The following is a 21,631-nucleotide window of genomic DNA, read 5'->3' as shown; positions in this document are numbered from 1 at the left end:
ATCTACCTCCTATTTCAATGGAATTTTCATTGAGATAACACCGGAACCGGTTCGTTTGCCTGTTCGCCAAACACCGATAACTCTAAGATTTCGGCGATGTCCCGTGCCTTCACCTGATCGTCCACTTCCTTGAGTTTCGTGCCATCCTCCAGCATCGTCAGACAGTAAGGGCACGCGCTGCTGATGATACTGGGTCGAACCTCCAGCGCTTGTTCGGTACGGGCCAGGTTGATCCGTTTGCCATCGCTTTCCTCCATCCACATCAGCCCGCCGCCAGCACCGCAACACATCCCGTTCTCCCGCGACCGGGCCATCTCGACCAGCTCCACGCCTGGAACGGCTCGTAGCACCTCCCGCGGCGCGTCGTAGACGCCGTTGTATCGACCGAGATAACAAGAATCATGGTAGGTGACCACCTCATTCACCCGATAGGACGGTTTTAACCGACCCTCTCGGATCAGTTGCTCCAGCAGTTGCGTATGGTGAAGCACTTCCACCTCCTCCAAACCGAATTCGGGATATTCATTTTTCAGCGTATTAAACGTATGAGGGCAAGCGGTGACGATCTTGCGTACGCCATATCGTTGAAACGTCGCAATGTTCTCCAGGCATAGCTGCTGAAACAAGAGCTCATTGCCCATTCGGCGAGGTGTGTCCCCAGAGTTTCGCTCCTCGTTGCCAAGGATGGCGAAATTGACACCGGCTTCGTTCAGTAGCCGGACGAACGCCCGCGTGATTTTCCGGCTGCGTAAATCGTATGAGCCCATCGACCCAACGAAGAACAAAATGTCGAAAGCCGGATTATCCTTGACAGTTGGCACGGGGATTCCCTCCAGCTCGCCGGTCCAGGCGGCGCGGTCATTGCGGCTAATCCCCCAAGGATTGCTTTGGCGCTCGATGTTTTGCATCGCGCGCTGCCCTTCCGCGGGTACGCTGCCCTGCATCAACACCAGATGGCGGCGCAGGTCTACGATTTTGTCAACGTGTTCATTGCCTACCGGGCATTGATCTTCGCAGTTGCGGCAAGTCGTACAAGCCCAGATCTCCTCCTCGGTCATGACGTCGCCGATAAGTTCAAGGTCGGTTACGGCTTTGCCTTGGGCGGCCACCTGCCAAGTCGCCTTCTGCCAATCCAGCGTCGGACGAATGTCGGTCACGCCCGAAGCATCACCCCAAGCCGGTGCCACGTCCCCAGCACCTACCGCTACGGCATGAACGCCAGCGGAGCCGAACACACTCGCCGGCACCCACGGCGATTTACCTGTCACCGCGGCTCCTTTCTCGGTGAGATGATCCCGCAGCTTCGTGATCAGATGCATCGGCGACAGCGTTTTGCCGGTGCTTGCCGCGGGGCATACATTGGTACAGCGGCCGCATTCCACGCAAGCGTAGAAGTCGAGCATTTGCTTTTGCGTGAAGTCCTCGATGTTGCCAACGCCAAAGCTTTCCGCTTCTTCGTCTTCGAGGTTTAGACTTTGCAGCCGGCCATGAGGTTCACGGCGGCGCAACCAGATGTTGATCGGTGCGGTGATCAGATGAAAGTGCTTCGACTGAGGAACATAAACAAGAAAGGATAGCAGGATTAACAGGTGCAGCCACCAGAACACATAGAAGACGGCTTCAGCCACGGTGGAAGGTAGCCCGGCGAATACGGCGGCGATAGCTGACGATACGGGAGCGTACCATGAAAACTCGAGTCCCATCCCGACGCGTTCGAAAGCTAGCGATAACAGTACCGAAACCATTAGCGAGTAAATAAATATCACGACGATGCCCGGTTTCCAACCTTTCTTCAATCGCGGAAGCTTCTCGATATAACGGCGGTAAGCAGCGTAGCCCATGGCGAGCAGAATGGCCAGCGCGGTAAATTCCTGAAACCACCCGAACATCTCATAAGCGGGCAACGGTAAATGGCCTCCGCGCGATAGTCCTTTTACGATTAAATCGATCGCCCCGAACTGCAGCACGATAAATCCGTAGAACACGACAAGGTGCATCAATCCGCTTTTGCGGTCCTTAAGCAGCTTCTTCTGCCCAAACACCTGCGACCAGAACTCGCCTTGGGCGCCTTCTCGCCTTGCGCGAAAATCGATCGGTCGGCCGAGCCGCAGATAAAGGAAGCGGCGGAATACCGCCTGATAGAACAGAAACACGGCGTATCCTGTGACAGCGGCGAATAGCAAAGCGTTTAGCGTTAGCCAAAACGTGACCATGATTCGCACGTCCCTCCTTTTTGGCATTTCATTTCATTGGAAAGATTTCGTTGTTGGATGGTTCATTGGTGGGTTCGTTTGTCGCGGTTGAGATGGGCGCTAGAGTAGGACAACTTCGGTAAGCGTTTACAAAGTGGAGTTTAATTAAAATCTTAAGGATTCAACCTTGACAACCGATGTGTTGTTCCCCTAAGATTAAGAAAATGAATGACGGTTCATTCAGCTGTTTTAAATTTTAACATTGAGGTGGCCCGATGACAAGTAGGAAACAGGAAAAATTTGAAATGATTTTGGATGGCGCGGAAAAAGTCATTGCGGAGAACGGATTTCACGGCTCCCAGGTGTCTAAAATCGCCAAAGAGGCTGGAGTCGCAGACGGTACGATTTATTTATATTTCAAAAATAAGGAGGATATCCTGATCTCCCTCTTTCAAGATCGGTTGGGGAAGCTCGTCGAGCTGTTCCATCAGAGTATCCGCGAAACGAACACGGCCGAGGAAGCACTACGTAAGGTGTGCGAAATCCACTTCACCCATCTGGAGCAGAACGTGAATTTTGCTTATGTCACCCAAATCGAATTGCGCCAAAGCTCTCTAGAGTTGCGCAAGGCCATCGGCCTTGCCGTGAAGCCCTATATCACCTTGATCGAGCATATCTTGAAAAGGGGGATCGAGGAAGGTGCATTCCGTACCGACCTGGATACAAAGCTGTCACGGCAGTTGATTTTCGGAGCGCTGGACGAGGTCGTCACTTCCTGGCTCATTTCAGGCATGAAGTATTCTCTCACTGGCCAGGTGGAGAACACCGTAGACTTTTTTCTGCGTGCGATTAAGAAGTAAATTTCATGCCTAATTCTATTTTTATTTTGAAAGGAGTTGGCAAGCATGCATGTGGTCGTCATCATGAAACAAACTTTTGACACGGAGGAAAAGATCGTCATTACTGACGGGAAAGTTAGTGAAGATGGGGTTAAGTTCGTCATCAATCCTTATGATGAATACGCAGTGGAAGAAGCACTGCGCTTGAAAGAGGCATACGGCGGTACGGTAACGGTCGTATCGGCCGGGCCGGAAAGAACGACGGAAGCGTTGCGCACCGCGTTGGCGATGGGCGCTGACGAAGCCGTACGAATCGCCACAGAGACGCTGGATACGGACGAATATGGGATCTCTCGCCTGCTCGCCGCCTTCCTGCAAACCCTGAACTATGACCTCATTTTAGGCGGCAACTTCTCGGTTGATAACGGGGCGGGTCAAGTCGCTGTGCGGCTCGCCAAACTGCTCGCTCTCCCCCACGTCTCGTCGATCACCGAGTTGATCGTGAGCGGAGACCGCGCAACGGTCGTCCGAGACGCGGAAGGCGACGCTGAAACGCTAGAGGTGACGCTACCCGCCGTATTGACCGCGCAACAAGGATTAAACGAGCCGCGTTATCCTTCCCTTCCCGGGATCATGAAAGCCAAGAAGAAGCCGTTCCGCGAACTGGCGCTGACCGATCTGGAGCTAAGCGAAGGTGATATTAAAGCGAAAACGCAGCGACTTAACCTCTCCTTGCCCCCGGCACGTCAAGCTGGTAAGCTGCTGGCCGGCTCACCCGCCGAGCAAGCGGCGGAATTGGTTCGGTTGCTGCACTCCGAGGCTAAGGTTATTTAAATCAAAAGGAGGCGTTAACTCATGAGCAAAACATACGTGGTGATCGTCGAATCGAAGGACGGAAAACTTCGTCAGGTTTCCTTGGAAGCGCTTCACGCCGCCAATCTGCTGCGGGAGGATGGCGATAACCTCACGGCTGTGCTGCTGGGTCACCAAATGGATGATACGGCAGCCGAACTGGCTCGTCATGTCAACGGCCAAGTATTGGTGGTGGATCATCCCGAGCTCCAAGCCTATCAGCCGGAGTTAGCCTTCGAAGCGGCGATGCAAGCACTGGCCGCCTTGCCGGACGAACCGAGACTGATTCTGCTCGGGCATACGGCCATTGGCCGCGATCTCGCCCCCCAGCTTGCCGCACGGCTTGCCTGCGGGCAAATCTCCGACGTTACCGCCATTACCAAGGACGGCGACGGCATTTCTTTTACACGTCCGCTATATGCGGGCAAAGCCTTTGAGCAAACCAGGCTGTCAGACGGCACCGGAATCGTAACCCTTCGTCCGAACAACCTTCCTCCCGCTGACCCAGCCTCTGCCGCAGGCACAATCGTTCCATTGGAGTTCACTCCGCCTACACCTCTGAGTATCATCCTCAAAGACGTGGTGCGCAAGGTGTCCGGCAAGGTAGATCTCACCGAAGCGAAAATCGTCGTATCCGGAGGACGCGGTGTCAAAAGCGCCGACGGCTTTAAGGTGCTGGAAGAACTGGCAGACAGCCTCGGCGGAGCCGTCGGCGCCTCTCGCGGCGCCTGCGATGCCGGTTACTGCGACTATGCGCTGCAAATCGGCCAAACCGGCAAGGTGGTCACGCCGGAAATTTATATCGCTTGCGGGATCAGCGGTGCGATCCAGCATCTAGCCGGCATGAGCCAATCGCGGATCATTATTGCGATTAACAAAGACCCCGAAGCGCCAATCTTCAAGGTCGCCGACTACGGGATCGTCGGAGATTTATTCGAGGTCGTCCCTTTGTTAACCGAGCAATTCAAGCAAGTTTTCGCTGAACGCACCTCTTAGGAAACGAATGCCTGCATCTTCCGATGCAGGCATTTTCAGCATTTGGAGTTATTGGAACATTTGAAAAAACGACCGCAGCACCTTGCCAAAGCTGCCCATTCTTGTACGGACTTTTCGCGGACGTTCAGAAACGCCTCTCACCGCAAAGCATTGGGGTCCGCCAGGTCTTTTCAATAACTGATGGAACTCCTGGATCTCTCTTTCCCTCCGGTAAAATTCCTCATAATTCATAGGACAACCTCCCTACCTGTAGGACTGGTTACGCCCACTCCTCTGGATATTTCCATTATCTTCTTCAAAAGCAGGAAGAAAAAGAGTATACTATTCCAAAGTCATTTCCCCTTTTTTTGTCGAGAAGTGAGCGATGGGAGCTAAATGGAGGTGTATTGGTGTGTTGACCGCAGAACGTTATATGGCACTGTTGGATCATTATGCCGAGTCAAGAGGCGATTCGGCGGAACCCCGCGAAGTTGAGGTGGCGTTGGATGATTTAACAAAGCTGTTTCACTGTACGGAGCGAAACGTGAAGCTGATTATCCGCAAGCTGCAGGAGGAAGGTCTGATCGAATGGTCTCCTGGGCGGGGGCGCGGGAATCGCTCACGTTTGGTTTTTCGGGCTAACCGGGAAAATTTCATCATTGAACTTGCCCAAAGGCTAGCGGAAAAAGGGGAATATCGATCGGCGTTTGAATTCCTGCACCAGCACGAGGAAGACATCCATGCACGGGAGCGGTTCATTCAATGGCTGAATGACCAGTTTGGGGTGGAAAAACAGCTGGCCGCGGGCCAAAGCTGTAGGGACATCTTTCGCTTACCGGTGTATAAAGCCCCGCTAACATTGGATCCGGCGCATCTGTTTTACGGCTTCGATTCCCATCTCGTGCGGCAAATCTTCGACCGACTGGTTCAGTACGATCAAACGAAGGGCCAGGTCGCCGGCATGATCGCTCATCACTGGGAACATGACGAGACCGGTACGTCTTGGACGTTCCATCTGCGTAAAGGCATCCGTTTCCATCATGGAAAAGAGCTCACCGCCGAGGACGTCGTTTTCACCTTTTCTCGGCTGCGGGAGAATTCGACGAATAGCTGGTTGATGACGACTGTACAGCGAATCGAAGCCCTTGATACGCGAACCGTCTTATTCACATTGCATCAACCGAATTGGCTGCTTCCCCGTCTGCTCTGCTCCTCCTGCGCTTCCGTCCTTCCCGCCGATTTACTCGGTAAGGACGAAAATGCGTTTTGGCAGTTTCCAAGCGGCACGGGCCCTTTCCGGCTCACGCATTGGAGCCCGAACCGGATGGAACTGGAGGTGCATGCAGGATATTTTCTAGGTCGCCCTTATTTGGACGGCGTAACCTTAGTTTTTCTGCCCGACGATATCCCGAATTCCTCCAAGTTGAAGTGGGAGCAGTTGATTGTAAACGATTCGCGAGTTCCCGCCCGGGCCGGTGACGATTGGAAACGCATCGAGACCTTAAGTCGGGGCTCTAGCATGATTTCCTGGAACCGCAATCGACTTGGACCGCAGCAATCGCTCGCTTTTCGACAGGCCGTGAACTTAGTGATCGACCGCCCCGGGATGATTCAGGCCACGGGCAAATCCGGTTATCCGGCGCGTAGCTTCCAACCGACCAATGATACGACTCTGGGCATCCACCGACACGACCCGGCGGCCGCCCGTCAGTTGCTGGAGGAATCGGGATATACAGGCGAGCCTTTCCGCCTGGCAGCCCATCATCTTGAACGAGAGGAAGCAGAGTGGATCAAATCGCAATGCGCTGCGATCGGGATCCCAGTCGAAGTTGTGTACCATAGCAAATCCGAGATGGCAAAATCGGCTGCACGGGAATCCGATGCTATTTTAATGTGCCTCATATTCGCCGAGGACGAGGTGTGCGAACTGGAGAGCTATTTGCAGGAAGACAGCTTCATCCGTCTGCATATGCCGCCGGAGTTAAGCCGCTGGGTGTTTGGCATGGTGGACGAGGTTTTTGCGTCCGACAACCCCGAGAAGCGTCGGGCTTTGCTGCAGCAGATCGAATTACGGCTTCAGGAGGAGGCGCAGGTCACCTTCCTGATCCATAGCATGTTGAACACTTACGTCCACCCGTCCATCCGCGGACTTGTGATCAACAATCTGGGCTGGATGGACTTCAAGGATATTTGGCTCACTTCCATAAGCTAAATTCACTATGAAATTTCGAGGGTTACATGGAAATACGATAAAAAGCGTTTGGTCGATTGACCAAACGCTTTTTTTTCGCAACATAACTGCTCGGCTCCCTATTTGAACACCTTCATGCGGCTCTCGATCGGGGTGAATTCTTTGTCGCCCGCCGGAGCTTCAATCTTGCCAAACGGCATTTGCGCGATCAGCTTCCAACTTTCCGGAACGGCCCATTCCTTACGCACCTCATCGTCGATTAGCGGATTGTAATGCTGCAGGGACGCGCCAATGCCTTCATCCGACAGTGCTGTCCAGACCACATACTGCAGGAGGCCGTTGGATTGCTGTGACCAGACCGGGAAGTTGTCCGCATATAGAGCGAATTGCTTCTGAAGCCCTTCGATTACCGCCTGATCCTCATAGAACAACACGGTACCGCGGCCGGCGCGGAAGGCAGCCATTTTCTCTTCCGTAGGACCAAAGCTGTCCGCCGGAACCACTTTGCGCAACGACTCTTTCGTAATGTCCCAAAGTTTATCATGTTGCTCGCCGAACAATACGACAACCCTGCCGCTTTGCGAGTTAAACGAGGATGGCGAATAAAGCACCGCGTTTTTCACGATCTCCTCGATCCGATCCTCGGAAATCGGAATGTCTTTGCCTATGGCATATATGCTTCTTCTCGTTTTGACGGCATTCCAAAAATCGCTCATTTGTTTCATATCGCTCCGTTTCTGCCTGGTTTAATGGGAATGGAACCCCCCTTAATGTGTCCCATCTTACGAAAAACCAATCCGCTCCGAAGCAGTTCCTTTTACTCGCTAATTAACTTTAACCCCATTGCTGCACCTAAGATAAATGCGATAAACAATAATCGCCGCCACTCCCGGGATTCCCCGTAAAGGATCATCCCTGCGACGGCGCTTCCCGCCGTGCCAATCCCTGTCCATACCGCATAAGCCGTCCCCATGGAGATGGTTCGCATCGCTAAGGTCAGGAACAAGAAGCTGAGCAAAAAACCGCCCGCCATCCAGGCATATGCACCAAAGCTCTTCCGGGTATTGATTTTATTTATCCCAATCACGCCCAGCACCTCGCCAAATCCGGCAACAACAAGCAGAATCCAATCCATCAGTTAGGCCTCCCTTCCTGTTGCGACTCCTCATCGGTTACCAGCTTCAGCCCGACTACGCCGACAAGCAGCAGCAGAATGAGCAACAGCTTGATCCATCGGAACGGTTCCCCAAACAAGGTCATTTCGGCGATCACCGTACCGGCTGTACCAATCCCCGTAAAAACGGCATATACCGTGCCGATCGGAAGCCGGCGTCCGGACAAAATAAGGAGATACATACTCATCACAATGCAGACCGCCGTACCGCTCCAACTTAGCACATCCCCGGCATGCTTTAGACCGATCACCCATCCGATTTCAAATAAGCCGGCGATCCCGACTAACCCCCAATCGCGCTTCATGCTGCAAGACCCTCTCCTTCTGAAAAAAATAAAGCCCGAAAGATATCAAAAAGCGATATCTCCCGGGCTTTTGTCCCTCCGTGTCCACGGCACTTCAACTGCCGCGCGTTCCCTCTTGGACCAGTCCGGCAGTTTGATCCGCCGCGGAACCCTAGGTAACGATTCGAAAGCTATCTTAACCGATTCCCGGTGCGGGGTCAAGCAAAGTTCATATTTTATGTATCAAAATTGCTACTCCAACAAAATGCTGCGTACTTGTAAGTTGTAATCCCATCGACTAACATGGATATTGACAGTTTATTGATGACTTTGATACTGCTAAGGAGTGAAGTAGATGAGTGCCCAACTCTTTTCCCCGTTTACCATCAAACAGGTGACGTTTAATAACCGGATCGTTATGTCTCCCATGTGCCAATATTCTTCCCCTAATCCTGACGGAAAAATCGACGATTGGCACCGGGTCCATTATGCGTCCCGCGCCGTCGGCGGCGTTGGCTTGATCCTAATCGAAGCGACGGCCGTCGTACCGGAAGGTCGGATCACCTATCGGGATCTTGGCATCTGGAGCGATGAACACATCGCCGGGCTGAAGCAGCTCGTAGACCTAGCCCATCAAAATGGCGCTAAGATCGGCATCCAGCTAGCTCATGCCGGACGGAAAGCTGAGCTCGAAGAGACGATCATCGCCCCTTCCGCCATACCGTTCCCGGAGAAGAAAACGCCGAAAGCCGCGGATGCCGAGGATATTCGTCGGATTATCGAAGGCTTCCGCGAAGGAGCCCGCCGCGCCAAAGAGGCCGGTTTTGATGTCATTGAAATCCACGGAGCCCATGGCTATCTGCTGAACGAATTCCTTTCCCCGCTTACCAACCACCGGGAGGACGAATACGGCGGCAATGCCGACGGCCGATACCGGCTTCTGCATGAAGTGATCGAGGCGGTCAATTCGGTTTGGACCGGCCCGTTGTTTGTACGTGTTTCCGCGAACGAGTACGCTCCCGAAGGCAACTCGCTGGAGCAATATATCGATTATGCCCGCCGCATGAAGGCGCAAGGCGTCGATTTGATCGATTGCAGCTCTGGCGGATTGATTCCCGCACAAATTCACGCGTTTCCGGGATATCAAGTGAACTTGGCCGAACAAATTCGCCGCCAGGCGGACATCGCCACCGGTGCCGTTGGCCTCATCAGCGAGCCGAGCCATGCCGAAGAGATTCTCGGCAACGGTCGGGCGGACCTGGTGTTCCTCGGCCGCGAGCTGCTGCGTAACCCTTATTGGGCCTATAATGCCGCCAAAGCACTGCGCACGACGCTTGAGCGTCCGGTACCGTACCAAAGAGCCTAAGTTTCATCCTTCAGTAAAGTGAATTTGTCCATCGAACCGAGGAGTTGTTCTTGAGATATGATGAATCACCGTTCCCCTTCTAGAATTCTGATCATGACGGCCGTAGAAGCTGAGCAACAGGCCGTCCTTCGCGGTCTCGGCAGCTATGATGGCGCCGATGTACAGTTGGCCGGTGTCGGCCCGGCATCGGCCGCGGCGGCAACAGCGGCCGCGCTCGCTCGTGCTGGCCAAGTCGCTGATGGCGCGTACAGTCTCGTCGTCAGCGCCGGGATCGGCGGCGGATTCGCCGAGGTTGCCGGCATGGGTTCGCTCGTCGTTGCGAGCGAAATCATCGCCGCCGACCTCGGCGCGGAAACGCCGGACGGCTTCGCCGGCGTGGACGAGCTGGGCTTCGGCTCGCCCCGTATCGCCGTGGCGGACAAGCTCTCGGCTCGCTGGGCGGAGGCGCTTCGGACCACCGGACTGTCGGTACACTACGGTCCGATCTTGACGTTGTCCACCGTGACAGGAACGGCGGATACGGCACGCTCGCTCATCGAGCGTTACCCCGGCGCCGGTGCCGAAGCGATGGAAGGCTTTGGCGTCGCCGAAGCCGCTCGCCAATTTGGCATTCCCGTGCTGGAGCTGCGCGCCATTTCCAACGCTATTGGTCCGCGTCAGCGGGAATTGTGGAAAATAGGCGATGCCCTGCAGGCTTTAGAGCAAGCTTGTGCAAAACTACCGGAGGTGTTGCTATCATGAAAATCGCTTTTTCTCCCTGTCCAAATGATACCTTTGTGTTCCATGCCTGGGTTCATGGCTTGATCCCGGGTGCGCCTAAACTGGATGTGACCTATGCTGATATTGATATCACGAACGGGTGGGCAGCTTCCGGTACTGGACCTGAAGTGCTGAAAATTTCTTATGCTGCCCTTCCTTGGGTGCTGGACGAGTACGCGTTGCTTCCTTGTGGCGGGGCACTGGGCCGGGGCTGCGGACCGCTGGTTTTGACGGCAGGCGCAGCCTCACCTTCCGCCCTGTCGGGTCGCCGCGTCGCGGTTCCCAGCGAACGGTCCACCGCCTATCTGCTGTTCCGGCTATGGGCAGCGAAGCATGTTCCCGGCGGCATCGGCGAGATCATCGTTATGCCGTTCGATGAGATCATGCCCGCTGTTAAGCGCGGCGACATCGACGCCGGCCTTGTGATCCATGAAGCCCGCTTCACCTATCAAAATTATGGGCTGAACCTGCTCCAGGACCTGGGGAACTGGTGGGAAGCCGACACGGGTTTGCCTATCCCGCTTGGCGCCATCATCGCCCGTCGTTCACTGGACCTTGCTTCGATTGCCCGCTGGACGCGGGAATCCGTGCAATACGCCTGGGCGCATCCGGATGCTTCGGCCGCTTATGTAATGAGCCATGCGCAGGAGATGTCGCCCGAGGTCACGCAAGCACATATCGGACTGTACGTTAACCCGTACACGGCCGATTTAGGCGATGACGGATACGCGGCGATCCGCGGGCTACTGGATCGAGCGGCTGCCGAAGGTTTAGTGCCTAAAGTTGATCCGGCCAAGCTGAAAATTGCCTTTTAGCGCAAAACGGCGGCTTTGATTTTTGACTTCAAAGCCGCCTCATTTATTCACTATTTTGTAACGATTTGACTGATGACACCACGCAGAAGAATATTAGTTACAGTGGATTGTATTTCTTCTCCTTGATCCCGCAAATATATCCAACTATGGTAAATAGATTGAAATGCATGGGATACTGTCTGAGTATCACAGGAAAAACGCACGCCGTGGTCATACAATGTTTGAGCAGCATCGAAATTCTGTTCCCTGAAGGCGAATAGCCGTTCTTTTGAAACCTTGCGAGCAATTAACTCTACGGTTGTTGTATCCATATAAGTTAGAATCGGATATTGAATCATCATTTCGTACATAGCCCCAAACACCTGCAAAATACGTTCCTCGCTTGGTAAATGACTATTGGAATCTAAAATGATATTGAGTTCAGCAAATATTTTCTGCTGTATGTTCTGAACGATGTCTAAATACAGATATTCTTTACTTTCATAAAAGGTATAAAATGAGGCTTTTGCAATGCCGGTGGCTTCTACCAGATCATCAATTGTCACTTTTTTCATCCCGTATGTTGTAAATAGTCTTTCTCCTTCTGTGAGGAGCTTCTCCTTTATTCGCTTCTTCTCCTTTTCGCTAAAACGCGGCATGTCACCATCTCCATGTGTAGTTACTGTTTAAATCGAATGTGTAGAATTTGGCTTCTGTTTTTGGTTGCAGGCAAAATATTCAGTAACCGAAGTATCATAGGCTGACGATCTTTTAAAAGATTTCCTGCACTCCAGTATTGAATCAATTCAACACTTGGATGCAGCCTCTCCATCTCTTTTGCTTGATCGATTCCCCATAAAAAAGTACTGCTAATTTTTTTATGGATAAAATAGCTGTGAACAACATCGAAAAACATATGAGCTCCGGGGTATTGGGTTGCCAAATGTGTCAGTAGTTGCAGCACATCCTGTTCCATGAAATACATAAGCAGGCCCTCTGCAATAATAACGATCTTACTGTTTTCGTAAGGATGGATTTGATCCGTCCATGTTGTGTTTAGTACAGATTGAGGTATAAATTGAAATCGTTCATTTTCAGAAAAAAATCGGCTTCGGAATCGAATTACATCCGGCAGATCAAGATCATACCACTTCAAGAGGCCGTTATCCACTCGGGATATTCGCGTGTCTAATCCTGCTCCCAGATTGATAATAGTCGCGTTTGCATTCTGGGATAGAATACGTTTCACCTCGTCATCAATAATCTTTGTGCGCGATAGAATACCCAATGTTGATATCGAACCACCATCTGTTATTTTATCTTCCAGGTGCAATGTTCTAAGAATTTCTGCTGATTTTTCATCCAAGAAGATGGGGTTCTCCCTTGCGGTTTCAGTAGCACGCGCTACCAAAGGGATAAATAATGTTTCGGATATTGGCGATAAGTCAATGGTATCTATTGTTCCCATCGTTTTCACCCCCATTTTTAAAAATGGTGCCGCAGACAGTACAACTTCTCTGGTCGGGTTTCACATGATTATTCCCGCAGGTCTGACATTCGAACAAACCGTTGCTTAGTGGTACGCGTGTTTGGGAATTGGCTTCAAAGAATCTATCCCTTTTCTTGTCTTGATAAAGCTCAACTTTAAGCAGTGCAAAAAGAACTAGGAGTATGATAAGACCCAATACCGAAGACATCTTCACCAATAGTTGAAACTGCACAAGACTTGTCGTTATCCAAAGTAAGTGGCTGGTTACTGGTATTACGATTAAGCATATGGCTGCTGCGCAAAGTATCTTGTGACCATAGCCGATCGAATTGATTTTTTTCATTCGCCATCCCTTATATATACTATATAAATATTTTAGTATGTATAGTTTATTTGTTATTTTGGCCATTGTCAAGATATCCAAAGTATTACAGTAAATCGTCTGCCTTTCTCCATAAAAAAACAAGGGATCGCTAGGGTTAGCGATCCCTTGTTTTTCGAGCTCCTTGTTTGCTACTCTTCTTCGCAACCTTACGCCCCACCGCCGAACCGTTTGCGATACCCGCACTTCCGGCATAGCTCCTCCACCGCTTCGCGCCGGGAGAACCCATCGTAGAGCCGGTTCGCTCGTTCACCCTCCACAATCTCCGAGAATGGTGTCTGATACACATTCCCAAGGTTGATAACGCCTTCCCCATCCAGACAGCATGGGATCACCGTTCCATCCACAAGAATCCCGGCCTGGTTGCGCAACGCATGGCAGAAGCCTTTTCCATCATCCTCCGGCGCCTGCAGATCCGGCCATTCAAATTCATGATCCTGGTTAAGATAGATCCGCTCGGCTAACCTAACGCCGCTTCCGGGCATAACCTTCTCCTCGATACGGTAATCGAGATCGAATTCTTGTTCGATGATTTCAAGGGTCTCACGATTGCGCATGCGCTGGAGGTTCGTTTCATTGTCCTGGGTCAAATTCCATAGGCGGAAGGAAACAATGAGATCCGATGAAGCGACCGCTTCCCGGACGAAAGATAACACGCTCTTCAGGTAACCTTCCCGGTCGGTTGAGCCTTCATGTCCGTCAAAGCTATGCAGCGAGAAATTCATCTGCCGCAGCGCCGGCTTGCCCAACAGCTTGTGACGAACTTTGGGAAGCAGCGTACCATTGGTTGTAATGTTCACCTTAAAACCTTTTTCATGGCTGATATCGAGCAACTGGTCGATCTTGGGATGCAGCAGCGGCTCGCCTTTTACGTGAAAATAAATATAGTCCGTATGTGGCTTGATATCGTCCAGAATCTTGCGAAAATCCTCAATTTTGATAAACTGCGCCTGACGATGGGTCGGCGGGCAGAAACTGCAGGCCAAGTTACAGATACTGGTCGTTTCGATGTAGAACTTTTTAAACTTTTTCATGGTGACCTACTTCGTTAAAATTTTTAGTTTATGACCTATTCTATCAATTTATCAGCATCAATAAAAGAGCATATGGTCTTTGTCCGCCTTGTAGTAGTCCAGACGATCATTGAGCGTGCCGGTGTGGAATTCGAACATGTGACCGTCCGGGTCTAGAAAATAAATCGATTTCTGATCCCGAAGGTCTCTCTCGCGTCCCGGCAGCACTTCAACATTCAATGCCCGGAGCCGATTCAGAAACGCGTCAAAATCCCCCGCTTCGATAGTAAAAGCGATATGGGTGTAGGTACGATACTCCTTATTCCGTGGAATGTCCTCCTGATTCAGTGCAATCCATAGCCCGTCCAAGTCAAAATAGGCCAGCTTGCGGCCTTTAACTAAAGGGGTCGCCCCAAAGACTTGCTCATAAAACGCCATGGATCGATCCAAATCGGATACGGAAAAGCAGAAATGATTAATGCCCTTAACCTTCAACCGATTTCCCCCTATCAACTTATGGCTTGGGCAGTAATTTGTACGTTTTCCAGAATGATTGGTGTACCTGCGACTATCATATCCTGACCCAGCTCCAACGTCAAAACTACGGGTTCCACCGTGTACAAACGGCCTTCCTGCAACATGCCGTTGATGAAGAGATTTGCGTAGGAGCCTGCACCGGTTCCGGCAAATGCCAACGGCGGGCTGCCCTCGTCATCCGTAAACTGATTGGCGGGAATGTCGACGGTTCCGGTCAAATCGGCAAGGGGCGCATAAAAGTAGCGATACACAGCGGAAGTAACTAGGACGGCGCCTACCGGTGGCCCCGGTGGCCCTTGCGGTCCCGGTACGCCTGGTGGTCCTGCTGGCCCCTCGGGTCCTGCTGGCCCGGCCGCTCCCGGCGCGCCCTGCGACCCCTCGGGCCCCGCTGGCCCGACCGCTCCCGGTGCACCCTGCGGCCCCTCGGGTCCTGCTGGTCCGGCCGCTCCCGGTGCGCCCTGCGGTCCCTCGGGCCCCGCTGGCCCGGCCGCTCCCGGTGCACCCTGCGGCCCCTCGGGTCCTGCTGGCCCGGCCGCTCCCGGTGCACTCTGCGGCCCCTCGGGTCCCGCTGGCCCGACCGCTCCCGGTGCACCCTGCGGTCCCTCGGGTCCTGCTGGCCCGGCCGCTCCCGGTGCACTCTGCGGCCCCTCGGGTCCTGCTGGCCCGGCCGCTCCCGGCGCGCCCTGCGGCCCCTCGGGCCCCGCTGGCTCGGTCGCTCCCGGTGCACCTTGCGGTCCCTCGGGCCCCGCTGGTCCGGCCGCTCCCGGCGAGCCCTGCGGCCCCTCGGGCCCCGCTGGCCCGGCCGCTCCCGGCGAGCCTGGCGGGTCCGCTGGCCCCGGCGGATCGACTGCTCCGCGCGCTTCGTCCGAGGCCGGCATCAGCCCCTTCGCGCTCGCCAGACGCTCCATCCGCCGCAACTCCTGGCGATAGCGCTCCAGGAGTCGCATCGCTTGCCGGATCTGTCTACGCAAAGGGGACACACGTCCTTTACTGCGCCCGCGGCGCTCTCTTGCCGCGGATTTCTTTTTCCTTATGGACGTAGCCAGCCGTTTACGAACGCGGATCTTCCCGCTCAATGCGCCTCTACCCATTCTCATCCGATTCTTCCCCCTGGTCGACCTATCTTCCTTCGAACCTTACTTTCGTATCCTATGATCGACCAGCCGGAGGCGCATGGGCGGATCTCTCGAAGCCAATCCCTTAAATTCCATGTTCAACGGAGGCGTAATGCCGTTTCTATTCAGGCATTCACGACATTATATGTATTGTATCGAATCTATCGATACTATCAAAGATTAGGAGGTGGATTTATGCCTGTAATTAAACCCGTTTTTACAGCGGTAGCTTCCATTCCGGTCGCTTCGGGAGGCGTCATTACGACAACAGTGACGCCAACGGTTACCCGCTACTTTGCTTCCTTGACGCCGGGTATGATCGGCGCAACCGATACAACCATCCCCGCCGCCAGCTTCGTGGACGACGCCGATGCCGCGATTACCGACTTGCCGACGCTCACCGGCAGCGATTACTTTAACGTGTACATCAACGGCGTCATTCAGCAAGCCTCGTTGTCGACACTGTCGACGGCCAGCCTGGTGATGAGCACGGTGGACGTATCGGCCGGGACCCCTATCCAGCTAGAAGTCGGAAGCTTCGGTGGCGTCGCTTCAACAATTACAACGCAGCCCACGATTTCCGCGCCAACGATCACAATCATCACGTAATCGTTATTGACGAGCTGTCCCCCAATCGCATAAAATGGTGCCAACGCAATAAGGCGATGGAGTTCGCCTGAACCGCTCGATTTGAGCTGATGACTCCTACCAGATCCTCTGGTAGGAGTCTGTCTATTTTCAGGAGGTTGATTGCATTGAACATCTTTGCTTTAATCCTCGGCGGTTTCTTCGGGACAATCCTTCGTTATGGGCTGTCCTTCTGGATTCCAACTGCCGGGGCTTTCCCCTTGCCTATACTATTGATCAATTGGGCTGGATGCCTATTTCTCGGCTGGCTTTTTACCGTTGCCGCCATCAGGAATATCCGTCCGAGCGTGCGCATCGGGGCTGGTACCGGGTTCACTGGCGCGTTTACGACATTCTCCACCTTCACGGTGCAGACCGTAGACGCCATACATACCGGACACCTGGCAATAGCACTCGCCTATCTATTGGCCAGTTTGATCGGCGGTCTTCTGATGGCTTGGGCCGGGGTCAATTTAGGCCAAAGAATGCGCATCTCTAAGGCAGGTGAAAACGCATGACCGTCATTGTTGGACTTGGCGGGATCCTCGGAACGCTTCTGCGTTACTATCTAGGGCAGTGGATTTCATCTCGGTCCGCCCATCAGGGCTCGCTTTTCCCTTGGGGAACATGGGTCATCAATCTCAGCGGCTCCCTCCTGCTTGGTATTTTGGCGGGATTGCACACGCAGCATTCGATCCCCGCGTGGATCTGGTTGATGCTCGGAACCGGCTTCTGCGGCGCTTACACGACCTTCTCCACCTTTGGTTACGAGACGATAACGTTGATCGGAAAAGGATATAAACGCCAAGCTGTCCTCTATGTACTTTCCTCTGCGCTGCTTGGCGTGGCTTGTGCTTGGCTGGGCGGCTGGCTTGTAGCATAAATGTAAAGACGACCGAAGCAAGGCATACGCCCGTATAACGATCATGCGTACCGACAGTTGCATACTATACAGCAAATCCGCGATCATGCGAGAAAAGGTGATTTCTTTTGGCCAGTTTTCGTAAAGCTTATTTACTGAAGCAGCGCATTGCCGGAAACATGCTGAGGAAGAACGGAGTCCACGGCATTGGCGTCGGCCTGCGGGACCCCAAACGCCCCAAACGAGGCGCAGCTATCATTGTATATGCCGATGCCCTGTCAACAACCGTCGCCTCCAAAAAAAACGCGAAGTCAAAACGCACCCCCGCTTTACCTCGTTATCTGAAGCCCCGTGACGGCGTGCCGATTCGTATCGTACGCTCTCCCCGCTTCTGTAAACGAGGCAGTAACGGAAATGGCGGTAAGTACACCCGTCGGATCCGACCCGTTGTGGCCGGATACAGTGTTGGAACGGCCGATGCTTCCGGCACGGCCGGCCTCATCGTCAGCAGTGACGCAAACGGGTGCAGCCGCTTGATCCTGAGCAACAACCACGTCCTCGCCGATAACAATACCGGGTGTTTCTCGCCGACGCTCCAGCCCGGCGGCGCCGATGGAGGCACAACCGCCAAAGACCGGATCGGTCAGTTGGAACGTGTCACCAAACTGAGGAAGAAACGGCCGAATTATCTGGATGCGGCGACCGCCAAGCCCTTCAGACGGTCTTTACTAAAGCCGGTTTATGCCGTCTATGGCGCCGTCCCCGGCCATGTCCGTTCCTATAAAATAGGCGACCGCCTCAAAAAAGTCGGCCGCACTACAGGGGTCGTGACCGGCACGGTGGAATCGATTCATACCGATGTACAGGTGGATTACGGGGATTACGGCAATTTGGGGACGATCACCTTCAAGGATCAAAGCGTTATCCGCGGCAAGCGACCGGTCTCCCTGGAAGGCGACTCCGGCTCCGTTTGGCTGACGAACAAAGGTAACCTCGCAGCAGCGGTCAATTTTGCCGGATCGGAGAACGGGATGCTGTCCATCTCCTATCCCATCGAATGGTTTATGCAGGTATTTGGCGCTCGCGTGGCCAAACCGCGTAAAGGCCGGATGCTTCGACCCCAAAGGGGGAAGAGCGGAAAATATATGTGTATCCGACCGTTGCCTGCAAAACTCGTGAAATCCCTACGTCCGATTCACGCTTCTCCCCGCCCTCACCGGCGGCACGTATAGGAAATAATAAAAGCTCCCTAAGGGATTCCTTAGGGAGCTTACAATGTTATTCCATAAAATCCTTCAGCCGCTTGCTTCGGCTTGGATGCCGCAATTTGCGCAGCGCCTTGGCTTCAATCTGGCGAATCCGTTCCCGGGTTACGCCAAACTCCTTACCAACCTCTTCCAAAGTCCGCGTACGGCCGTCATCCATCCCAAAACGCAGCCGCAGCACATTCTCCTCACGTTCAGTCAGCGTATCCAATACTTCCTCTAACTGCTCTTTCAAAAGTTCATACGCCGCAGCTTCCGCCGGTGCCGGAGCATCGTGATCCTCGATGAAGTCGCCTAGGTTCGAATCGTTCTCTTCCCCGATCGGCGTTTCCAGCGATACCGGCTCCTGCGCGATCTTCATGATCTCGCGCACCTTATCCGGCGTCAGATCCATCTCTTTGGCGATTTCCTCCGGAGTTGGCTCGCGCCCAATCTCCTGGAGCAGCTGTCGCGAAATACGGATCAGCTTATTGATGGTTTCCACCATATGCACCGGGATCCGGATCGTTCTGGCTTGGTCAGCGATCGCACGGGTGATGGCCTGACGAATCCACCAAGTCGCGTAGGTGCTGAATTTGAACCCTTTTGAATAATCGAACTTTTCCACCGCTTTGATGAGACCCATATTGCCCTCTTGGATCAGGTCCAGAAAGACCATTCCGCGCCCAACATAACGGCGGGCGATACTTACAACCAATCTCAAGTTCGCTTCGGCCAGACGGCGTTTTGCTTCCTCGTCCCCGTTTTCGATGCGCTGTGCGAGCTGGATTTCCTCCTCCGCAGATAACAGAGGCACCCGTCCGATTTCTTTCAAATACATTCTTACCGGGTCATCGATTTTAATCCCTGGCGGTAACGTCAGATCGTCGGTATATTCCATTTCATTATGCTTCAAGTCCTCAGTCATCTTCCAGACCCCCACCCTAAAAAATGAAAAAAATGCGAAAACCATTCTATATCTCTAAAACCTGTATATCCATTTGACAATTCATTGGTATTATGCTACTATTGAGGAGATTATTGCGTGTGTGCCTTGTGAGTGGCTATCCGTCATTTTACCACAGTTCATTAGCTCATACAAGTTTTATTTTTTATTATGTTCATGGAACGAGACGCTGATCCCTGAGGATCAGCGTTTTTTGCGTCCCTCTATTCTTCTTATTCGACAAAGGTTACTCTCGATCCTCCCAAGCCCGGAGTAATGCACCTTGAAAAATTTCCAAAGGCTGAGCACCGGATACGGCATACTTGCCGCGTAACACGAAGAACGGTACGCCGCGAATCCCGAGCCGTCTCGCTTCGTTCTCATCCTCACGGACTTCATCCGCATACGTATTTTGCTCCAGTACATCCCGAACCGCGGAACCATTCAGGCCAACCTCTTCAGCCAAACGCACTAGCGTTTCATGTTCTCCAATATGCAGGGAATCCGTAAAATAAGCTCGGAATAAGCGCTCGTTCATTTCCTTGGCTTTGCCCTGCTGCCCGGCATAATGCGCCAACCGATGGGCTTCGAACGTATTCGTCGGCACGATCGTATCGAAATTATACGTCAACCCTTCCGTTTGAGCCTGTTGCGCCACATTCCGGTTCGACTCCTGCGCCTGTTGTAGGCTGAGGCCGTATTTGACCGCCAATAATTCATGGATGCTCGATTCCGTGTCCTTTGGAGCACCCGGATCCAGCTCAAAACTGCGGTATACGATTTCGATTTCATCCCGATAATCAAATAATTCCAGCGCTTTCTCCAAGCGGCGTTTGCCGATGTAACAAAACGGACAGACAAAGTCCGACCAAACTTCGATTTTCATGTCAATCTCCTCCTTTTTCCAAACACCCTCTACCGGATCAGTCCCCATTCACGTGCCTGTTCCTCGGTAAGGATAAATTGTTCCTGCTCCCAAACCTCGTCCTCTTTGGTCAGTCCGAACGAAGCTCTGACTTGCGGCCAAATCCCCTTTTCCACCGCTTCACTTTGCGTAATGATGATTTTCAATCCGGATCTTCCTTCCAAGTTAAGAGTTTGTCAATTAAGATTACCCGAATTGAAAACCTTCAAACGTACCTCAATCCGTTACCCCATCCCAATCATATGGAAATTATATGCGTTTATGCAGCGCCTCATTTCGCAAGATGTGACTTGCCTGTCCATGGCGGCTATAATAGGACGTGAAGGATATCTTTTCCATTAGAGGTGATTGGAATGAAAGTTACTTATTGGGGACACTCCTGTATCCAGGTGGACACGGGGAAGCATCGACTCGTCATCGATCCGTATCTAACTGAGAATCCGACCGCTGCAGCGGCCGCCGAAGACATTCAAGCCGATTACGTCCTTCTTACCCACGGTCATTCCGACCATATCGCCGATGCGGAAAGCATCGCCCGGCGAAACAACGCCCCAATTATTGCCATCGTTGAGCTAGCCGATTATTTTGCCACTGCCGGACTGCAAACCGTAGGCATGAACCTTGGGGGTTCTCGCACGTTCCCCTTCGGGAGGCTGAAGTGGGTACCGGCGCTTCACAGTACCTCCGTCAACCGAGACGGCGTAAGCTTATATCTAGGCGTCGCTGCGGGCATTCTGCTCGACTTGGACGGGTTTACATTGTACCATGCGGGCGATACCGCACTTTTTAGCGACATAAAGCTGGTAAGCTCCCGACGGCCGGTCGACTTGGCGTTCTTGCCGATCGGCGACCATTTTACCATGGGACCCAACGATGCTCTGATTGCAGCCGAATGGATTGGTGCCAAACACGTCGTACCTGTGCATTACAATACGTTTGACGCAATCGCCCAAGACGGTGAACGGTTTGCGGCAGAGCTAGAGCGAATCGGTATACAAGGTCACGCCCTGAAACCAGGGGAATCTCTGGATACATTCTAGGCGTTGAAAACAGCAAATTGTTGCG

At 53.0% G+C, this 21,631-nt stretch carries 25 protein-coding genes and 2 riboswitches; of the genes, 12 read left to right on the top strand and 13 right to left on the bottom strand.

Features of this window, described 5'->3' with window-relative positions; genetic code table 11:
* Positions 1–26 precede the first annotated feature (26 nt).
* The gene (locus tag MKZ15_RS11015) at positions 27–2,213 is read right to left on the bottom strand and encodes a (Fe-S)-binding protein (protein ID WP_339821983.1); all 2,187 of its coding nucleotides are present in this window, start codon (positions 2,211–2,213) and stop codon (positions 27–29) included.
* 254 nt (positions 2,214–2,467) lie between these two features.
* Between MKZ15_RS11015 and MKZ15_RS11010 the strand changes: the two genes are divergently transcribed.
* The 3 genes from MKZ15_RS11010 to MKZ15_RS11000 are packed head-to-tail and all read left to right on the top strand — an operon-like array spanning position 2,468 to position 4,879.
* The gene (locus tag MKZ15_RS11010) at positions 2,468–3,052 is read left to right on the top strand and encodes a TetR/AcrR family transcriptional regulator (RefSeq protein ID WP_155608121.1); all 585 of its coding nucleotides are present in this window, start codon (positions 2,468–2,470) and stop codon (positions 3,050–3,052) included.
* Positions 3,053–3,097: 45 nt separating this feature from the next.
* A complete protein-coding gene (locus MKZ15_RS11005; RefSeq protein ID WP_339821980.1) occupies positions 3,098–3,865 on the top strand; it encodes an electron transfer flavoprotein subunit beta/FixA family protein in 768 nt (255 codons plus the stop codon).
* Positions 3,866–3,886: 21 nt separating this feature from the next.
* On the top strand, positions 3,887–4,879 hold the full coding sequence (locus tag MKZ15_RS11000) for an electron transfer flavoprotein subunit alpha/FixB family protein (RefSeq protein WP_193415330.1): 993 nt from the start codon (positions 3,887–3,889) through the stop codon (positions 4,877–4,879).
* Between the two features lie 48 nt (positions 4,880–4,927).
* Here MKZ15_RS11000 and MKZ15_RS10995 read toward each other — a convergent pair whose 3' ends face one another.
* A complete protein-coding gene (locus MKZ15_RS10995) occupies positions 4,928–5,110 on the bottom strand; it encodes a hypothetical protein (RefSeq protein ID WP_155608118.1) in 183 nt (60 codons plus the stop codon).
* A 160-nt stretch (positions 5,111–5,270) separates the two neighbouring features.
* Between MKZ15_RS10995 and MKZ15_RS10990 the strand changes: the two genes are divergently transcribed.
* Positions 5,271–7,070 (top strand): ABC transporter substrate-binding protein, encoded by a 1,800-nt coding sequence (locus MKZ15_RS10990; RefSeq protein ID WP_339821977.1) that lies wholly within the window; start codon positions 5,271–5,273, stop codon positions 7,068–7,070.
* A gap of 98 nt (positions 7,071–7,168) precedes the next feature.
* Here MKZ15_RS10990 and MKZ15_RS10985 read toward each other — a convergent pair whose 3' ends face one another.
* The 3 genes from MKZ15_RS10985 to MKZ15_RS10975 form a co-directional block, all read right to left on the bottom strand.
* Positions 7,169–7,765, bottom strand: a complete 597-nt coding sequence (locus MKZ15_RS10985) for a nitroreductase family protein (RefSeq protein WP_155608511.1) — start codon at positions 7,763–7,765, stop codon at positions 7,169–7,171.
* A gap of 101 nt (positions 7,766–7,866) precedes the next feature.
* On the bottom strand, positions 7,867–8,184 hold the full coding sequence (locus tag MKZ15_RS10980; RefSeq protein ID WP_155608512.1) for an SMR family transporter: 318 nt from the start codon (positions 8,182–8,184) through the stop codon (positions 7,867–7,869).
* Positions 8,184–8,528, bottom strand: coding sequence for a multidrug efflux SMR transporter (locus MKZ15_RS10975; protein ID WP_155608513.1), 345 nt, complete (start codon positions 8,526–8,528; stop codon positions 8,184–8,186). The genes MKZ15_RS10980 and MKZ15_RS10975 overlap by 1 nt, the downstream gene beginning before the upstream one ends.
* Positions 8,529–8,585: 57 nt before the next feature.
* Positions 8,586–8,694, bottom strand: a riboswitch (guanidine-I (ykkC/yxkD leader).
* 168 nt (positions 8,695–8,862) lie between these two features.
* Here MKZ15_RS10975 and namA point away from each other — a divergent pair.
* From namA to MKZ15_RS10960, 3 genes are read left to right on the top strand one after another with little or no spacing between them, the layout of a single operon-like run.
* Complete coding sequence (gene namA, locus MKZ15_RS10970; protein WP_339821969.1) at positions 8,863–9,873, top strand: NADPH dehydrogenase NamA; 1,011 nt, start codon at positions 8,863–8,865, stop codon at positions 9,871–9,873.
* Positions 9,874–9,933: 60 nt separating this feature from the next.
* The gene (locus tag MKZ15_RS10965) at positions 9,934–10,614 is read left to right on the top strand and encodes a futalosine hydrolase (protein ID WP_155608563.1); all 681 of its coding nucleotides are present in this window, start codon (positions 9,934–9,936) and stop codon (positions 10,612–10,614) included.
* The gene (locus tag MKZ15_RS10960; RefSeq protein WP_193415325.1) at positions 10,611–11,447 is read left to right on the top strand and encodes a 1,4-dihydroxy-6-naphthoate synthase; all 837 of its coding nucleotides are present in this window, start codon (positions 10,611–10,613) and stop codon (positions 11,445–11,447) included. Before MKZ15_RS10965 ends, MKZ15_RS10960 begins: the two co-directional genes overlap by 4 nt.
* 50 nt (positions 11,448–11,497) lie before the next feature.
* Here the strand turns inward: MKZ15_RS10960 and MKZ15_RS10955 are convergent, their stop codons facing one another.
* The 5 genes from MKZ15_RS10955 to MKZ15_RS10935 all read right to left on the bottom strand — a co-directional run bounded on the left by MKZ15_RS10955 (position 11,498) and on the right by MKZ15_RS10935 (position 15,944).
* The gene (locus tag MKZ15_RS10955) at positions 11,498–12,085 is read right to left on the bottom strand and encodes a TetR/AcrR family transcriptional regulator (RefSeq protein WP_339821966.1); all 588 of its coding nucleotides are present in this window, start codon (positions 12,083–12,085) and stop codon (positions 11,498–11,500) included.
* A 20-nt stretch (positions 12,086–12,105) separates the two neighbouring features.
* Positions 12,106–12,894: a class I SAM-dependent methyltransferase gene (locus MKZ15_RS10950; protein ID WP_339821964.1), complete on the bottom strand. Its 789-nt coding sequence runs from the start codon at positions 12,892–12,894 to the stop codon at positions 12,106–12,108.
* Between the two features lie 552 nt (positions 12,895–13,446).
* Positions 13,447–14,331, bottom strand: a complete 885-nt coding sequence (locus tag MKZ15_RS10945; protein ID WP_339821960.1) for a radical SAM/SPASM domain-containing protein — start codon at positions 14,329–14,331, stop codon at positions 13,447–13,449.
* Positions 14,332–14,388: 57 nt separating this feature from the next.
* On the bottom strand, positions 14,389–14,805 hold the full coding sequence (fosB, locus tag MKZ15_RS10940; RefSeq protein WP_193415321.1) for a metallothiol transferase FosB: 417 nt from the start codon (positions 14,803–14,805) through the stop codon (positions 14,389–14,391).
* Positions 14,806–14,819: 14 nt separating this feature from the next.
* Positions 14,820–15,944: a DUF4183 domain-containing protein gene (locus MKZ15_RS10935; protein ID WP_339821956.1), complete on the bottom strand. Its 1,125-nt coding sequence runs from the start codon at positions 15,942–15,944 to the stop codon at positions 14,820–14,822.
* 213 nt (positions 15,945–16,157) lie between these two features.
* Here MKZ15_RS10935 and MKZ15_RS10930 point away from each other — a divergent pair, with 213 nt between their 5' ends.
* From MKZ15_RS10930 to MKZ15_RS10915, 4 genes are all read left to right on the top strand, one after another.
* Positions 16,158–16,571, top strand: coding sequence for a DUF4183 domain-containing protein (locus MKZ15_RS10930; RefSeq protein WP_155608521.1), 414 nt, complete (start codon positions 16,158–16,160; stop codon positions 16,569–16,571).
* A gap of 43 nt (positions 16,572–16,614) precedes the next feature.
* Positions 16,615–16,677: riboswitch (Fluoride riboswitch) on the top strand.
* Between the two features lie 40 nt (positions 16,678–16,717).
* On the top strand, positions 16,718–17,107 hold the full coding sequence (gene crcB, locus MKZ15_RS10925; protein WP_240908818.1) for a fluoride efflux transporter CrcB: 390 nt from the start codon (positions 16,718–16,720) through the stop codon (positions 17,105–17,107).
* Positions 17,104–17,472, top strand: coding sequence for a fluoride efflux transporter CrcB (gene crcB / locus MKZ15_RS10920; protein ID WP_339821952.1), 369 nt, complete (start codon positions 17,104–17,106; stop codon positions 17,470–17,472). The genes crcB (MKZ15_RS10925) and crcB (MKZ15_RS10920) overlap by 4 nt, the downstream gene beginning before the upstream one ends.
* Positions 17,473–17,579: 107 nt before the next feature.
* Entirely contained in the window at positions 17,580–18,683 is a 1,104-nt protein-coding gene (locus tag MKZ15_RS10915) for a hypothetical protein (protein WP_339821949.1), read from the top strand.
* Between the two features lie 46 nt (positions 18,684–18,729).
* Here the strand turns inward: MKZ15_RS10915 and rpoD are convergent, their stop codons facing one another.
* The 3 genes from rpoD to MKZ15_RS10900 form a co-directional block, all read right to left on the bottom strand.
* The gene (gene rpoD, locus MKZ15_RS10910) at positions 18,730–19,623 is read right to left on the bottom strand and encodes an RNA polymerase sigma factor RpoD (RefSeq protein ID WP_059045062.1); all 894 of its coding nucleotides are present in this window, start codon (positions 19,621–19,623) and stop codon (positions 18,730–18,732) included.
* A gap of 265 nt (positions 19,624–19,888) precedes the next feature.
* Positions 19,889–20,527 carry a DsbA family oxidoreductase gene (locus MKZ15_RS10905; RefSeq protein WP_339821944.1) on the bottom strand — a complete coding sequence of 213 codons (639 nt, stop codon included), beginning with the start codon at positions 20,525–20,527 and terminating at the stop codon, positions 19,889–19,891.
* 29 nt (positions 20,528–20,556) lie between these two features.
* Positions 20,557–20,712, bottom strand: coding sequence for a hypothetical protein (locus MKZ15_RS10900; protein ID WP_167521295.1), 156 nt, complete (start codon positions 20,710–20,712; stop codon positions 20,557–20,559).
* 207 nt (positions 20,713–20,919) lie between these two features.
* On the opposite strand from MKZ15_RS10900, the gene MKZ15_RS10895 reads away from it, so the two are divergent.
* Positions 20,920–21,606, top strand: coding sequence for a metal-dependent hydrolase (locus MKZ15_RS10895; RefSeq protein WP_339821941.1), 687 nt, complete (start codon positions 20,920–20,922; stop codon positions 21,604–21,606).
* Positions 21,607–21,631 lie beyond the last annotated feature (25 nt).

Source organism: Paenibacillus sp. FSL R7-0216 (assembly GCF_037969915.1).
Classification (GTDB): Bacteria; Bacillota; Bacilli; order Paenibacillales; family Paenibacillaceae; genus Fontibacillus; species Fontibacillus rhizolycopersici.
The sequence above is the reverse complement of the archived record's forward strand: the minus strand, read 5'-3'. Positions and strand labels throughout refer to the sequence as shown.